Origin of the sequence: Butyrivibrio sp. XPD2002 (assembly GCF_000423945.1) — a bacterium.
Taxonomy (GTDB): domain Bacteria; phylum Bacillota; class Clostridia; order Lachnospirales; family Lachnospiraceae; genus Butyrivibrio.
Genome location: NZ_AUIY01000019.1, coordinates 13,334 through 28,675, shown reverse-complemented (window position 1 = coordinate 28,675; position 15,342 = coordinate 13,334). Strand labels below are relative to the sequence as shown.

Sequence of the window (15,342 nt, the reverse complement as noted above, 5' to 3'; positions counted from 1 at the left end):
GATGAAAAAAAGAACAATAGCTTTATTTGGTATTATGTTATGTTTATTAACCGGATGCGCTGATAAAAAGGGCGAGCAATGCCTTTTCCCAAGAGCAGAGGACAGCTACGTTGGGGATGTAATGGCTCTTTCAACTGATAAAGGCGTATATCTGAATTATTTATATGAAACTGATCACAATGGCGTAGGTTATCACCCGCTTCATCAGTTTTTTACCAAGGATTTTACTACATATGAAGATAAGGGAGAGGTTCTGAAATTCGCAGAGGATTCTGAAGTTCAGGATCTTGCTATAGGAACGGGCTCCTTTATCAGGGATGACAGTGGGAAATATCACTGTTTTTACACAGGTCATAATGACTATTATGACACCTACGGACTTGATAAAGAGTGCTTAATGCACGCAACAAGTAAAGACAACAAAAAATATGAGAAGAATTATGATGAAATAATTCATGCTCCTAATGGCTACAGTACCAATGATTTCCGTGATCCTCAGGTTATTAAGATGGATGACGGCTATATCATGCTGGTTGGCGCCAGAAAAGAAGCAGAAGATGAAAGTGCGATCATATATTATGAATCGCAGGATTTAGAGAATTGGACTTTTAAGGGTGATTTTTATACAAGCAAAGAACTTTATTTTATGGAATGTCCGGATGTGTTCAAGCTTGGAGATAAGTACTATCTCGTCTTTAGCTGGAACAATGTAGTTTACTACAGAACAGCGTCTGATTTTTTCGGACCCTGGGAGAAACCGGAGATTGACACATTTGACGGCAATGGCTTCTATGCTGCAAAAACATGTGAGTACGAAGGCAAAAGATATTTGATCGGCTTTCTTGATCGCAAAAAGAGGGAAAGCGATGGCCTCATGTACACATGGGCAGGAAGCGTACTGGTATATGAGCTTAGACAATTGCAGGATGGCACACTGGGGGTGTGCATGCCTGAGAAATATAATGAGTATTTTAATAAGGAGATACTATCTGAGGCAGCTGCAGATAGTTCACTTGATTTGGGAGATGTACCCGATACCTGTCATTTAAGCTATAAGCTTACGATGCAGGCAGATGGAATATGCGATCTCGTATTTTCCAATACTGAAAAGGGAGAAGAGTACAAGATCTCTGTAAATAATAAAGAGGACAACATTTCATACAATGCTTTTCCCAACTATCAGACTATGAAGCTGGAGGAAGGCAGACAATATCAGGTTGATGTTGTAGTTGAAAAAGACATAGTGGTTATCTATGTAGACGGGCAAAAGGCACTGTCAAACCGCATTTATTCAGCAGTTGGAGCTACCTGGAAGCTGAATATGGAAAATGCAGACGCAAGTGATATAAAGATTTATGGTAAATGAGGAATATTATGAGTGATAAGTTAAATAAAGCAAGAGAATATGAAGTAAAAAAGGAAGCCAAGATACCTGAGGAGCAGCGTCCTCTCTTTCATTTAACGCCCAGATGCGGTTGGATGAATGACCCTAACGGCTTTAGCATCTATAAGGGAAAATATCATATGTTTTACCAGTATTATCCCTATGAGACAGTATGGGGACCTATGCACTGGGGACATGCAGAAAGTACTGATCTTATCAGCTGGAAATACCTTCCCTGTGCAATGGCGCCCGATGGAAAATATGATGGGTTTGGATGCTTTTCAGGAAGTGCCATTGAGATGGAAGACGGCAAGCAGCTCCTTGTCTATACCGGCGTAAGAAAAGAAGAGGATGAAAACGGAGAAACCCACGAGTATCAGACACAGTGCGTTGCTATAGGTGATGGTGTTGACTATGAAAAATATGCAGGTAATCCTGTAATTGACGCGGATACACTTCCTGAAGGCGCAGGCAAATATGATTTCAGAGATCCCAAGGTCTGGAAGGAAAACGGCAAGTATTACATGGTTGTAGGTAATAAAACTGTGGATAAGGACGGCCAGATCCTTCAATATGTAAGTGAAGACGGCATCCACTGGACCTATGATAAGCTGGTTATTAAAAATAACCACAGATTCGGCGTAATGTGGGAGTGTCCTGACTATTTCCCTCTTGATGGTAAGCAGCTTCTTCTCACAAGTCCTCAGGATATGCTTCCGGAGGAGCTTGAGTTCCACAACGGAAATGGTACACTTTGTGTAATCGGAAGCCTTGATTCTGAAGGTAACTTCAATGAGGAAAACTGCCAGGCCATAGATTACGGTATCGATTTTTATGCTCCTCAGACAGTTCTTACAGCAGACGGCAGAAGAGTGATGATAGGCTGGATGCAGAACTGGGATACATGCGGAATCAGGCGCGATGACTTCCCATGGTTTGGCCAGATGAGCTTCCCCAGAGAGATAAGCCTTCATAACAACAAGCTTGTTCAGAAGCCTATAAGAGAGATAGAGAACTACTACGGAAAGAGAATAAGCAGACAGAATGTGCTTATATCAGATAGTGCATCTCTGTCAAGTATAGAGGGCAGATGCATAGATATGACAGTAAGAGTCAGATCTACAAGCGATGACCTCTCCTATAAGAGATTTGAAATTCGTTTTGCTGATAATGGTAAGGCATATTCTACTATCGAATATGATCCTGTTGACAATATTGTCAAGATAGACAGAAAGCACTCAGGAAGCCGCAGAGCCATCGTTCATCAGAGACGTTGCAGAGTAGCCAACAATAAAGGCGAGATCACTTTAAGGCTCGTTCTTGACAGATACAGCATGGAGCTTTTCATAAATGATGGAGAGCAGGTTATGTCCATGGTGATCCTTACAGATGTCAGAGCTGAAGGTATCAGTTTTAAGGCAGTTGGAGAACTTCTTATGGATGTTACTATGTATGAGCTTGAGAGGAAATAACTTATGAAAAAAGATGTAGTTGCGCTGGGGGAGTTGCTTATTGATTTTACAGGAAGCGGAGACAGCAACCAGGGAAATCCTTTATTTGAGGCTAATCCAGGCGGAGCACCCTGTAATGTGCTGTCAATGCTTCAGAATTTAGGCAACAGCACAGCTTTTATCGGCAAGGTTGGAAACGACTTTTTTGGGAGAATGTTAAAAGAGAGAATTGAAAAGCAGGGTATAGACTCTACCGGACTTGTCTTTGACGAGGAGGTAAATACTACCCTTGCATTTGTAAACAAGCTTCCAAATGGAGACAGAGATTTTTCTTTTTACAGAAAGCCCGGAGCAGACATGATGCTGACAGCAGAGGATGTTGAGAAGAATGCTGATCTTATCAGGAATGCAGATGTATTTCATCTTGGAACACTGTCAATGACAGACGAACCTGCAAAAGAGGCAACTGTCAGAGCTGTTACAATAGCTAAAGAGAGCGGAGCAGTCATATCTTTTGATCCAAATTACAGAGAACCTTTATGGAAGAACGTAGACGATGCAATAGATGCTATGAAATATGGCTTTGAAAACTGTGATATCCTGAAAATTTCAGATAATGAGATTGAGCTTTTTACAGGCCTTAAGGATATAGAGGCAGGAGCAAGGAAAATGAAGAGAGACTTTGGTATTCCAATCGTGTTTGCCACACTTGGACCTGAAGGAAGTATAGCTCTTTACAAAGATATGGTGATCAAAAAAGACGGGTACAGAAATCCTGTTACTATAGAGACTACAGGAGCAGGCGATACCTTCTGTGCCTGTGCCATAGATTACATCCACAGAAACGGACTTGATAATCTGACAAAAGACGGATTATTTGAATGCCTGTCGTTTGCAAACGCTGCGGCATCTATTATAACCACCAGAAAAGGTGCACTTTCTGTAATGCCAACCCAAGAAGAAATAACAGCTTTTCTAACAAACAAGTAATGATAAGAACAAAGAATATGCGAAAAGGGGCTGTGAAAAAATGAGAAATCATTTTTTCCAGCTCCTTTTTTTAGTTTAAATTCTTAATATCTGTTCTGTCTGGAATTAATATCCGCACGGTAATTTAGTTAACATAACGAATGAAAACCAAAATTCTTTGTGTAATAAGTTCACAAAATTTTAATATTCAATTAGTGCAAGTATACAAAACATACAATAAATGGCAATTTTTGGTTGACCTAAGCAATAAATGTGCATAATATATTAACAAAGTTAATATATTAACAACGGAAATAAATTAATGGGGGCGTTAGTTAATTGGATAACAATCCGATAGTCAATAACAGCGATATGAATGAAGCACACAGAGCGCAGTTATTGAAGATTATTCATCAAAAGGAATTACAAAATGAAATATGTTCCAGGGCAGAGCTTGCGAAGATGACGGGGCTCACCCAGGCATCCATAACCAAGATAGTTGCATCTCTTATTGAGAGTGGAATTGTGCTAGAGACAGGTATTATCAAGGGGAGCGGAAACAGGCGTGCGATCGGACTTAAGCTTAATTCTGAGAAGAACTGTGTGATTGGGGTCAAGTTTTCAAGATATATGTACACAGTTGGTATGTTTGATATATCAGGTAAGTTCTACGAACAGACCGAAGTCGAGTTCGATATTACGGATGATCCGAAAATAGTCCTTAAGGATATAAAGAAACTGATCCGTGAGTATCTTGATAAAAACGAGAACGTTGTGGCAATAGGAATGGCGGTTCCGGGGCCTTATCTTAAAAATGAAGGGCACATAGCTGTTGTGTCACAAATGATGTCGTGGCACGATGTAAATTTCCTTAAGGAATTTGAGAATGAATTCGATAAGCCATTTTTCATAGAACAGGATGCAAACGCCGGAGCCATGGCAGAGTGGTGGTTTGGTAATCATAAAAAGCCCATGAATACACTTGCATACTTCCTAATGGGAGAGGGTGTAGGTTCCGGAATAGTTGAGAATGAGAAGCTTTTATTTGGAAAACAGGGTGCAGCAAGTGAGGTTGGACATATTAGTATAGACTATCGCGGACCCAGATGTGAATGTGGCAATTACGGATGCCTTGAGCTTTACTGCTCTACACGGGTAATGCTTGCAAGAGCAAAGGAAGCTTTGCCATCAATTTTTACTGATAAAAAGCACAAGAGAATTGATGATTACGATGTGATATTCGAGGCTGCAAGAAAAGGCGATGGTGCCATACTCGATATCATGAAGGAAATGGCGCAGTACATAGCCTATGGCTGCGTTACCTTAATAAATGCATATAATCCCGACATCATAGTAATAGGCGATGTCATTTCGAAAGCGGGTGATATTTTATTACCGCAGATAAAAAGAATAGTTGAGGAGAGAACCATTCCTGAGCTGTTTTCACAGGTCGACATTATGATGTCCGAATTAAGTGTTGACCCTACACTTTATGGAGCAGCAGCGATAGCTACTGACAGAGTACTGGGAAAACCCAGTGAATATCTTACGGCAAAATAATTCAGGATATGTATTTCTGATATTTTAGCGATATAAGGGGAGGTTAAAGGCGGCAATGAAAGAAAATCCTTTAATTCTTGAAATGCGAGGAATTACAAAGGTGTTTCCCGGGGTTAAGGCACTTTCAGATGTAACACTCGAAGTCAAAAGAGACTCGATTCACTCGATATGTGGTGAAAATGGTGCCGGTAAATCCACGCTGATGAAGGTATTGTCCGGTGTATATCCTTATGGGACGTATAGTGGTCAGATAATCTTTGACGGGCGGGAGATGAAATTCCGTAATATCAAGGAATCCGAGCAGACAGGAATTGCAATTATTCATCAGGAACTTACGATGATTCCGGAATTGTCAATCACAGAGAATATTTTCATGGGAAATGAGCTGACAAATGGCGGACTTATCGACTGGACAGAGCAGCGAAGAAGGACAGTGGAGCTTCTTGACAAGGTAGGGCTGAATATCAGTCCTGATACGCTTATTAAGAACCTGGGTGTAGGACAGCAGCAGCTTGTTGAGATAGCGAAGGCACTTTCCAAAAATGTTAAGCTTCTCATACTTGATGAGCCTACATCAGCTCTTAATGAGGATGATTCGGCCAATCTTCTTGAACTCATGAGAGGTCTTAAGGAGAAGGGCATCACCTGTATCATGATATCTCACAAACTTAATGAGATTGCGGCAATATCTGATGCGGTTACGGTTATCCGTGACGGACAGACTGTTGAAAGCTATGAAGTAGTAGCCGGACAGGTGGATGAGAACAAGATCATCAGGTCGATGGTAGGTCGTTCGATTGAAAACAGATATCCGGAGCATAAGTCCAATCCGGGAGAGGTCATTTTCGAAGTATCAAACTGGAATATTGAGGATCCTGCAGTCAAGGGCAGGATGGCCTGCAAAAACTCTTCATTTTATGTACGCGCAGGTGAAGTCGTAGGATTTGCGGGACTCATGGGAGCAGGAAGAACAGAGCTCATGCGTTCAATTTTCGGGCAAAACTACGGAATCTATAAATCAGGAACAATCAAAATAAAGGGAAAGAAGGTAAAGCTGAAAACTGTTCAGGCGGCCATAAAGCATGGAATAGCTTATGTGCCTGAGGATCGTAAGAATCTGGGACTTAACCTTTTGGACAGCATCAGAAAAACCATAGTTTCAGCCAACATGGACAAGATTCTGACAAACGGACTTCTGGATTCGACAAAAGAGCTTAAGGCATCTGAGGAGTACAGAAAGGCGCTTCGAATCAAATGCAAGGACGTCGGAGTTGGAGTAAGCACTTTATCAGGTGGTAATCAGCAGAAGGTAGTTCTATCAAAATGGATGTTTACAGAGCCGGATGTGCTGATACTTGATGAGCCTACAAGAGGTATTGACGTAGGTGCAAAATATGAGATTTACAAGCTGATACATGAACTTGCCGATCAGGGGAAGGCAGTCATAATGGTTTCTTCAGAGCTTCCTGAGCTATTAGGGGTAGCCGACAGGATATATACAATTTTTGAAGGAGCCATCACAGGGGAACTGAGAGCTGAGGAAGCTGATCAGGAAGCACTAATGAAGCGAATGACAGTTACATCCGCTTAACAACAAATAGGGAAGAGGTTTAAAGTCATGAAATATATTAAGCAGGTTTTAGGGGAAGACCTTCGTCAGTACACCATGGTTCTGGCACTGGCCGTGCTGATTGTTGTATTCAATGTTATATCTGATGGAAGAATGCTCACTTCTTCCAATTTCCAGAATCTTTTATCAGGTAATGCTTACGTCCTTATTCTGGCGCTTGGCATGCTGATGGTTATCGTAATAGGTCAGATTGATCTGTCAGTTGGTAGTGTTGCCGGTTTCTCAGGAATGGTAATGGCTAAGGCAGCAAGCGAATTAAATCTTCCTTGGTATCTGGCAGTGCTCATTGCACTTGCAATCGGAGCACTTGTTGGTGCCTGGAACGGATTTTTCCTTGCAAAGCTCGGTATTCCGGGATTCATCACAACACTTGGAAGTATGATGATGTTCAGAGGTGCAGTTATCTGGATATCTCAGTCCATCTCAGTTCCTGCACCTGAAGAACTCAGATTTTTCGGAGCAGGCTACATGCCTGAGTGGGGACCCAAATCTACGGGAATGAATAATTCAACGCTTGTTTTGGGAATAATCGGTATTATCGCTCTTATAATCATTGAAGTCAGAAAGTACAAAAATTCCGGACAGATCGCCGGTGCAAAGCAGCCTTTATGGGTTGTAGTAGCAAGAACAGTTCTGATTTCTCTGATAATAGCTTACTTTACCTGGCTCTATGGAACAGGAAGAGAGGGAACTTCCTTCCCGATACCGGGACTGATTCTCCTTATTCTTGTTATCGTTTATCACATTATTACACAGAAAACCAGATTTGGTCGCCACATCTATGCAGTAGGTGGAAATAAGAGTGCAGCAGCTCTTTCAGGTGTAAATGTAAGCCGCACATATTTCCTTACAATGATGAATATGTCCATGCTTGCGGCAGTTGCCGGAATTCTTTTCGTAGGAAGATCTACAGCAGCAGGGCCTGCTGATGGTAACCAGTGGGAGATGGACGCTATTGCATCAGTATTCATCGGCGGTGCAGCTGTTTCAGGTGGTGTTGGAACCATCATTGCAACCATGGTCGGTGGTATGGTTATGGCAGTTCTTAACAACGGACTTATGCTCATGGGTGTAGGTGCTGATAAGACACAGGTTATCAAAGGTCTCGTTCTTCTTATTGCCGTAGCATTTGATGTTTACAACAAGAAGGTAGGAAAAGCTTCTATTATAGGAAGACTATTCCCTTCAAAGGAAGCAGCAAAGAACTGATAGATTTCCTTTTTTGAGGATAAACAGGAATCTGTAAATTTGTAAGGCATATCCGGCAGGTAGCGCTGCCTGCCGGCCTTAAATAGAAAAAAGGTTATATTTACCAAGGAGGAAAGTTATGCAAAAGAAAAAGATTATGGCAATGATGCTGTCTGTAGCTCTTACAGCAACTACACTTACAGCATGTAGTTCAGCTCGCGAGGGTTCATCAAGTTCATCTGATGAAAAGAAATCAGAAGCTACAACAGAAACAGCTACTGAAGCTGAGTCAACTGAGGAAGCAGCTGATACAACAGAAGCTACAGAATCTTCAGAAGAGACTGCTTCAGATTCAGAGGCAGAGGCAACTCCTGCAGCTACAGAGGGCTTTGAGGAAGGTGCTACCATCGGCGTTTCACTTCCCTGGCTTGGAACTCAGAACTGGAAAGAAGCTGAGACAATGTTCAAAGAAGAGCTTGAAAAAGCAGGATATAAGCCTTTAGTTCAGGCAGCTGACCAGAAGGTTCCTCAGCAGCAACAGCAGATCGAGTCAATGATCGAGAACGGTGCTAAGGTTATCGTTGTAGGTCCTATCGATGGAACACAGCTTGGTAGCGTACTTGAGCAGGCTAAGGATGCCGGTGTTTATGTAATCGGTTATGACCGCCTCATCGAGAACACAGAAGCAGTTGACGGCGTAGTTCAGTTCGGTAGTGTTCGTACCGGTGAATTACAGGGACAGGCACTCCTTGACGGTCTTAAGAAAGAAAAAGGCGAAGGCCCTTACAACATCGAGCTTTTCGGTGGCGGCCCTGCTGATCCTAATGCTCCTAACTTCTTCAAAGGTGCTATGTCAGTTCTTCAGCCTGAAATTGATGCAGGTAACATCGTTGTAGTATCCGGTCAGACAGAGTTCACACAGTGTGCTACAGAGGACTGGGACAATGCTAAAGCTCAGAAGCGTATGGATTCACTTCTTGCAGGTAACTACTCTGATAAAGAGATCGACGGTGTTCTTTCTCCTAACGATGGTATCGCAAGAGCAATCGTAACAGCATGTGAGGATGCAGGTCAGCCTAATCCTGTAGTTACAGGTCTTGATGCAGAGAACGAGTCAGTTGAATGGGTATGGCAGGGCAAGCAGTACTGCACAGTTGCTAAGCCTACACAGGATCTTGTTGCTAAGTCAATCGAGATCATCAACGACCTTAGAGACGGTAAGGGAATGCCCGCTACAGATGTAACAACAGACAACGGCAAGAAGGAAGTTCCGATCTACGAGCTTGATCCTACAGTTGTTACAAAGGACAACGCTAAGGAAGTTTTCGCAAACGATCCTGATCGTATGGCCCTTATGGACTAATAGTTTTTTGTCATAATAATATAAGTGGTACAGGTGTGTATATGCCTGTACCATTTTTTTTGAGGACTTAGCAATGCTGATAGTCTTTTGGGGAACATTTTTGGGAACAAAGAGGTTAAAGAGTAATAAATAGATTGTTCTAAAATAAAAAAACCCAGAAACCGCTTAAATAAAGGGCTTCTGAGTTAATAGGTTAGTCGAAGTGACAGGATTTGAACCTGCGACCTCTGCGTCCCGAATATGGATATGAATTTCCCGTTTTGTACCATTTTGTTCCAAACACTGTTATTAAAAGGACTTTTTCGATACGAAGATTATAGAATAATACAAGATAACACAGAATAAAATGTAGAATAAGACATTTTTGGTAGAACAAATGGTAGATTTTTAGCTCTCTATAAACTTTCAGACAAGGTTTATGGAGAGCTTTTTTGAGCTCTTTTTTAATGCAAGTAAAGGAGCATTTTTAATGGCAGTATTAAAAAACAAAACTCAGGGAAACTACACAATGGTATCCCAAAATATTATGAGAGACAGACATTTATCACTTGCGGAACGTGGTATGCTTCTGACTCTTTTATCCTTACCGGACAGTTGGCAGCTCACAATTAAAGGGTTATGCCAGATACTTCCGGATGGAAAAGACAAGGTATCCAAGACCCTGAACAGTCTTATTGATAAAGGGTATATCACAAGAGAACAGAGCAGGGATGGTGGAGGCAAGTTTGACTCTACTATTCTTGAGGTCCATGAGACACCGGTAAAGCCTACTGAGCCAACACAGCCCACCGATTCCACTGATCTAGTTGATCGGTCAAGGAAAGTGATCAAAGAATTCCCGAGAAAACCAGAGACTTCACCGTGTCCTGAAAATCCGGATGCGGTAAACCCGTATGCGGAAAAACCGCAGCCGGAGAATCCGCCACAATATATTAATAATATATCTAATAACTATAAATCTAATACTAAAGAAGTGTGTAGTAAGGAGGACACACTCACAGATGATGAATATGAAGATCTGATAAAGGAGTTTGGCAAAGCAAGTGTTGACTATCAGATACAGCGTATCAGGGATCATGGTTATAAGGGATGCCTTAACCACGATACCATCAGGGCCTGGTGCAGGGAAAGGCTGAACCGTCCCGTGACAATGCCGGGAGCCCAGCCCAAAAAGAATGCCTTCTGCAATTTTCAGCAGAATGAGTATGACTATGAAGAGTTGGAAAGACTGCTCTTATGTAACTAAAAACAAATTTCAGAAAAAATGGAGGATTGAAAGGTATGAAAGATTTATATATTGATGGAAAGTTAGTGATCGGAGTTGATCACGGATATGGAAACATGAAGACGAGAAATATGGTATTTAAGAGTGGAGTTAAGAAGTACAGTGAGGATCCGGCTATAGCAACAAATGTGTTGCAGCTTGACGGTATGTATTACGCTATCGGTGAAAGTCACAAGGTATTCATAGCCAATAAGAATGCAGACGATGACTACTATATCCTTACTCTGGCTGCTGTGGCAAAAGAACTGGAACTCAGAGGCTTAAGATCGGCAGATGTGATACTTGCAGTTGGGCTTCCGCTTCACTGGATGTCAAAACAGAAAGATTCCTTCAGGGATTACCTGATGAGAAGCAGGGAAGTTAGTTACAGATACTGCGGGCAGTATTATCACATCAGAATCTGCGATGTGGCGATCTATCCTCAGGGCTATGCGGCTATAGCAGCTTCGCTCCAGGATTATAAAGGAGTCCACATGCTGGCAGATATCGGAAATGGAACAATGAACACACTGGTCATCACTAATGGCCGACCAGTCTCTGACAAAAAATATACCGATAAGATTGGTGTTCATGAGTGTGTAAAAAAAATCATGAATGAAGTACAGGCTGAATGTGGAAAGATTCCTGATGAGAGCGTTATTGAAGACTTTCTAATAAGTGGAACGTCTGAAGTGTCAGAAAGGATTCAGGTTGTCATGCACAGGGAGGCGGTCAAATATACTGAAATGATCTTCGATAAGCTCAGTGAATACGAATATGATCCGGAGCTTGTAAAGCTACACATCATTGGAGGCGGAGGATGCCTTATCAGAAATTTTGGAAAATATGATACCTCAAGTGTAGAGATCATTGAAGACATCTGTGCTACAGCCAAGGGCTACGAGGAACTCTACAATGCACAGCACATACTGAGGAAGGGCGCGTAAGCTCTCCTCCCGGAGGTATTGTATGTCAGAAAAGAGATTAAGCATCAGATTCAGAATGGATAATCCTCAGGATAAAGAAGCCTGGGAATTACTCCAAAGGATTTCTGAGGAGGAAAATATTTCCAAGAATGCAGTTGCACTCAGGCTCATATGTAAGGGGGCAGTAAGTGCCGAGAGCATTGAAACCAGTTCATGGAATATGATTGCGGAAAGAATTGCTGATCTGGTCACCAATAAACTGGAAGCAGGTATAAGGCAAATCAAAGAAATACCTGCCTGTGAAACCAGAGACATTACAACAGCAATCTCCAAGGATTCATCACTCACAGATGAATATAGGGCTGTCAGTGAAGATGCTCTTAGCTTTCTTGATGAATTTTAAGATGGCATCACTTTGGTGCCACCCATAAAATTCATATGGCATCAGATTGATGCCAAACATTTCTTGCTCATGGGAGCAAGGCGATTTACCAGAAATGAAATCGGCGCAGTTCGCACCGATTTCATTTCTTCCCGGTTCGTTCGATACCTGATCACTTCGAAGGGGCAAATAGTCCACTGGACTGTTTGCTCCTTCTTTGTTTACAGAGATGAAGAATACTACTATCACTTCCTGCCGGAAGCTATAGCAGCATTCTCCATCCCTGCATCGGTATCTCTCGCCCGGGCAAATCGCAAGACCACATATTTCCCCATCGCCCGCCGAGCCGACCCTACACTGAATGCCATATCGGCGATGGAAAAATATGGCAAGTTTCGCAAAGTGGCAAGCCACATTTGCACCGGAAGAGGCCTTTCGGCTCTTCCTAAACTTGCCAGATGGGCTTCGCCCCCTTGGAACCCCCAGCAAAGGTTTATCCAACCTCTGCACACCGGAGCCGACTACCGGACTTCAGAAAAAGAAATCATCCCCCGGATAATTTCTTTTCCCTACGTCCAATAGTCTAGAGGCGCAGGTCTCGCCTTCCGGCTCGGTCGTTGCTAAACGCGTGCCACTGGCACGCAGCAACTCTGCATCCGCCAAAGGGATCCGCTCCCTTTGGAAACCAGCGAAAAAATCATGAAAGGAGCGTAAAAGCATGGCTAAACGCAAAAGAAATAAAGCAGTCACCATACGCATGAATGATGCAGAATATGATGCATTGCAGGATAAAGTAAAAGAATCCGGATTGACACAGCAGTCATATATTATAAGTGCAATCCGTGGATCAAGCATTACCTCTGCTGAGGAGCTTGCAGAAATAAAGGAAATCAACAAAGAATTTGCTGAACATGACAGGCTGCTTCGAGGAATGGCTACTAATGTAAATCAGATGGCTCATGTTGCCAATGGGAAAGGACTTTTAGCAACAGCAGAAAAACTGGAAGAACTCTCGGATAAGATTATTGATGTTCGAAAGGAGGATGATAACAGATGGCGATTAATAAGGCAGTCAGTAAGCCACCTAAAAGTCACGGGGGCTTGAGGAATACCATAGAGTATGTCCTCAAGGATGAGAAAGTGAAGGAGGGTTATCTGGAAATTACGGGACCATTTTCCGAACAGGATATAACCTATGATTCAGTATACAGGACATGGCTTGAAGAAAAGAAGATATGGGATAAGGACTCTGGTAGGATGTGTGCCCATAATGTGATCAGTTTTCATAAAGATGAACCTGTGACGCCTGCTGAAGTTCTTGAGATAGGAAGAATATTTGTAGACAGGTTTTTTCCTGATTATCAGAGCCTTATCGCTGTCCATCAGGATAGGAAGCATCTTCACTGCCATATTGTAACCAACACTGTTTCCTATATGGATGGCAGAAAGCTTCATCAGTCAAGTAAAGACTTAGAGAAGCAGAAAGTGTTTACTAATAATTTATGCCGTGAAAGAGGTCTTCATGTTGCTGAAAAGGGACGCCACTTTGATGGCTCGCCAATAGAGGCGGGTGAGTTTATTTCATGGAACAAGAATACTTACAAGCTTCTTACCAATTATTCAAAAAAGAGCTTTTTGGCAGATTGTGGAATTGCTCTTATGGAAGTAATACCAAGGTCAGCCAGTAAAGAGGAATTTATTTCCGGAATGGCAGAAAAAGGCTGGTCTGTGAAGTGGGAGGATAAGCGCAAGCATATAGTATTTGAAAATGAAAACGGAGACAAAGTCCGTGACAGCAAAATAGAAAAGACCTTTGCAGGTCTAAAGGTTAACAAGGAGGATTTAATCAATGAATTTGAAAGACAGAATGAAAACAGACTCAGTCACCCAAGAGCTGATGAATACGGAGCAGGAACAGAAGAATGTGAATCAGAATACTTCGAGCGATATTATGCAGAGGTCGAATCAGCAATCGCTAGAATCTCTGGTGAAGACTCAGGCAGAAGTGATATCCAGGCAGGACGAGAAGCTGAAGGAGAACGAACGGACGATACTGACGCTCTCATCAGAGAAGTCAGATCTGATATCAGCACTAGCCGAAGCAACAGGGGAGATATCGGAATGGCAGAAACAGAGTCAAGAGCTCGTGAAAGAGAACGAAGACTTGAGGAACAACGCAGGGCTAAAGAGCAGGAAAGAGCAAGAGAAACTAGAAAAAGATCTCGCGGATACACAGGCCCTTCTCTCTGATACGCAAAAGAAAGTAGATATGTCCAATGTAAGTGCCGTTGAAGAAGCTTTGGCAGCCCAGGAGGCTGCCGAGCTCAAGGCTCAAAAGGATATATCTGACTATAAGAAGCTTGCAGATGGGAAGATTACAGAAGCCATCCAGGCCAAGATAGAGGCAAATAAAAATGCCAAATACAGAGTAGATATTTTGAGGAAGAGGGAGCGAATAGCTTGGGAATCTCTTGCCGCGACCCTCTTCTGCTGTCTGATGGCATATCCGGCATTTTTGAAAGATATAGGAGATGCATTGACGGTTCCCTTTGTGTGGGCATGGAATAGCTTAATTGAATTTGTGAAGTGGCTTGAAAGACCTTGCTATTCCAAATATATAAATGGAGTCGAAAAGCTGTATGCTTATTCCTTTGGGATGGCATGGTTTCTCAGGATCGCAAGTACTATTTTTACAGCTGCACTCATTGCCGGGATATGCTATGGTATATGGATCACTGTCAGATATTACAGGGATCGCTGGTGCAGTTTATCCTTGAGAGTATTACTGGTATCGATTGGAACGGTAATACTATTCGGAGAAAGCATCCATAAGATCATGAACATCAATCTTGTTGTGTTGTTAATACTTCTGCAGGGAATTTATCTTGGAGTCATAATTTATTTGGATATATACTTTGAAAACCAAGGGAAATCCAGGTATTGGGATAAAATGCAGAAAAAGTGATATAGATAATATTTGTAAGACTAAACCTCCGCAAAAAAGTAAGCTTTGCGGAGGTTTTTCATTGTTATTATGTAAACAATGAAGAATTTGTAGCCGATATACAAAACAGCAAGGATTGCCAGATATCAATGAATGGATTCTGTTCATTGGTGTTTGGCTTTTTGTTGATTTGGCAACTTTATTTATAAAAAGAAAATAAACTCGGATAAAAGGTGTCCCAAATGAACAATGTCGCGCGTTATTAATACAAAGGGCAATGA

13 protein-coding genes are annotated in these 15,342 nt (G+C 42.1%); all 13 read left to right on the top strand.

What is annotated here, in order from left to right; translation table 11 throughout:
• Window positions 1-34: 34 nt before the first annotated feature.
• The gene (locus tag G587_RS0110970) at window positions 35-1,366 is read left to right on the top strand and encodes a family 43 glycosylhydrolase (RefSeq protein WP_196812566.1); all 1,332 of its coding nucleotides are present in this window, start codon (window positions 35-37) and stop codon (window positions 1,364-1,366) included.
• A gap of 8 nt (window positions 1,367-1,374) precedes the next feature.
• Entirely contained in the window at window positions 1,375-2,856 is a 1,482-nt protein-coding gene (locus G587_RS0110965) for a glycoside hydrolase family 32 protein (RefSeq protein ID WP_196812565.1), read from the top strand.
• Between the two features lie 3 nt (window positions 2,857-2,859).
• Entirely contained in the window at window positions 2,860-3,825 is a 966-nt protein-coding gene (locus G587_RS0110960; RefSeq protein ID WP_026492271.1) for a carbohydrate kinase family protein, read from the top strand.
• A 318-nt stretch (window positions 3,826-4,143) separates the two neighbouring features.
• Window positions 4,144-5,364, top strand: coding sequence for an ROK family transcriptional regulator (locus G587_RS0110955; protein WP_026492270.1), 1,221 nt, complete (start codon window positions 4,144-4,146; stop codon window positions 5,362-5,364).
• A 55-nt stretch (window positions 5,365-5,419) separates the two neighbouring features.
• Entirely contained in the window at window positions 5,420-6,955 is a 1,536-nt protein-coding gene (locus tag G587_RS0110950; protein ID WP_026492269.1) for a sugar ABC transporter ATP-binding protein, read from the top strand.
• Between the two features lie 27 nt (window positions 6,956-6,982).
• Window positions 6,983-8,203 carry a sugar ABC transporter permease gene (locus tag G587_RS22410; RefSeq protein WP_035786423.1) on the top strand — a complete coding sequence of 407 codons (1,221 nt, stop codon included), beginning with the start codon at window positions 6,983-6,985 and terminating at the stop codon, window positions 8,201-8,203.
• Between the two features lie 118 nt (window positions 8,204-8,321).
• Window positions 8,322-9,545 carry a substrate-binding domain-containing protein gene (locus G587_RS0110940; protein ID WP_026492268.1) on the top strand — a complete coding sequence of 408 codons (1,224 nt, stop codon included), beginning with the start codon at window positions 8,322-8,324 and terminating at the stop codon, window positions 9,543-9,545.
• A 469-nt stretch (window positions 9,546-10,014) separates the two neighbouring features.
• Window positions 10,015-10,791 (top strand): helix-turn-helix domain-containing protein, encoded by a 777-nt coding sequence (locus G587_RS24455; RefSeq protein ID WP_155829510.1) that lies wholly within the window; start codon window positions 10,015-10,017, stop codon window positions 10,789-10,791.
• Between the two features lie 35 nt (window positions 10,792-10,826).
• Window positions 10,827-11,756: a ParM/StbA family protein gene (locus tag G587_RS0110930; protein WP_026492266.1), complete on the top strand. Its 930-nt coding sequence runs from the start codon at window positions 10,827-10,829 to the stop codon at window positions 11,754-11,756.
• Window positions 11,757-11,778: 22 nt separating this feature from the next.
• On the top strand, window positions 11,779-12,138 hold the full coding sequence (locus G587_RS0110925; protein ID WP_022761726.1) for a hypothetical protein: 360 nt from the start codon (window positions 11,779-11,781) through the stop codon (window positions 12,136-12,138).
• Between the two features lie 697 nt (window positions 12,139-12,835).
• Window positions 12,836-13,222 carry a plasmid mobilization protein gene (locus tag G587_RS0110915; protein ID WP_051200972.1) on the top strand — a complete coding sequence of 129 codons (387 nt, stop codon included), beginning with the start codon at window positions 12,836-12,838 and terminating at the stop codon, window positions 13,220-13,222.
• The gene (locus G587_RS0110910) at window positions 13,171-14,367 is read left to right on the top strand and encodes a relaxase/mobilization nuclease domain-containing protein (protein WP_242830074.1); all 1,197 of its coding nucleotides are present in this window, start codon (window positions 13,171-13,173) and stop codon (window positions 14,365-14,367) included. Before G587_RS0110915 ends, G587_RS0110910 begins: the two co-directional genes overlap by 52 nt.
• A complete protein-coding gene (locus G587_RS0110905) occupies window positions 14,282-15,082 on the top strand; it encodes a DUF6040 family protein (RefSeq protein ID WP_155829508.1) in 801 nt (266 codons plus the stop codon). Before G587_RS0110910 ends, G587_RS0110905 begins: the two co-directional genes overlap by 86 nt.
• Window positions 15,083-15,342: the final 260 nt, after the last annotated feature.

Coding starts and splice junctions, on each gene's coding strand:
- G587_RS24455 (WP_155829510.1), top strand. CDS start 10,015: ATGGCAGTATTAAAAAACAAAACTCAGGGAAACTACACAATGGTATCC.
- G587_RS0110940 (WP_026492268.1), top strand. CDS start 8,322: ATGCAAAAGAAAAAGATTATGGCAATGATGCTGTCTGTAGCTCTTACA.
- G587_RS0110965 (WP_196812565.1), top strand. CDS start 1,375: ATGAGTGATAAGTTAAATAAAGCAAGAGAATATGAAGTAAAAAAGGAA.
- G587_RS0110915 (WP_051200972.1), top strand. CDS start 12,836: ATGGCTAAACGCAAAAGAAATAAAGCAGTCACCATACGCATGAATGAT.
- G587_RS0110950 (WP_026492269.1), top strand. CDS start 5,420: ATGAAAGAAAATCCTTTAATTCTTGAAATGCGAGGAATTACAAAGGTG.
- G587_RS0110925 (WP_022761726.1), top strand. CDS start 11,779: ATGTCAGAAAAGAGATTAAGCATCAGATTCAGAATGGATAATCCTCAG.
- G587_RS22410 (WP_035786423.1), top strand. CDS start 6,983: ATGAAATATATTAAGCAGGTTTTAGGGGAAGACCTTCGTCAGTACACC.
- G587_RS0110930 (WP_026492266.1), top strand. CDS start 10,827: ATGAAAGATTTATATATTGATGGAAAGTTAGTGATCGGAGTTGATCAC.
- G587_RS0110910 (WP_242830074.1), top strand. CDS start 13,171: ATGGCGATTAATAAGGCAGTCAGTAAGCCACCTAAAAGTCACGGGGGC.
- G587_RS0110960 (WP_026492271.1), top strand. CDS start 2,860: ATGAAAAAAGATGTAGTTGCGCTGGGGGAGTTGCTTATTGATTTTACA.
- G587_RS0110970 (WP_196812566.1), top strand. CDS start 35: ATGTTATGTTTATTAACCGGATGCGCTGATAAAAAGGGCGAGCAATGC.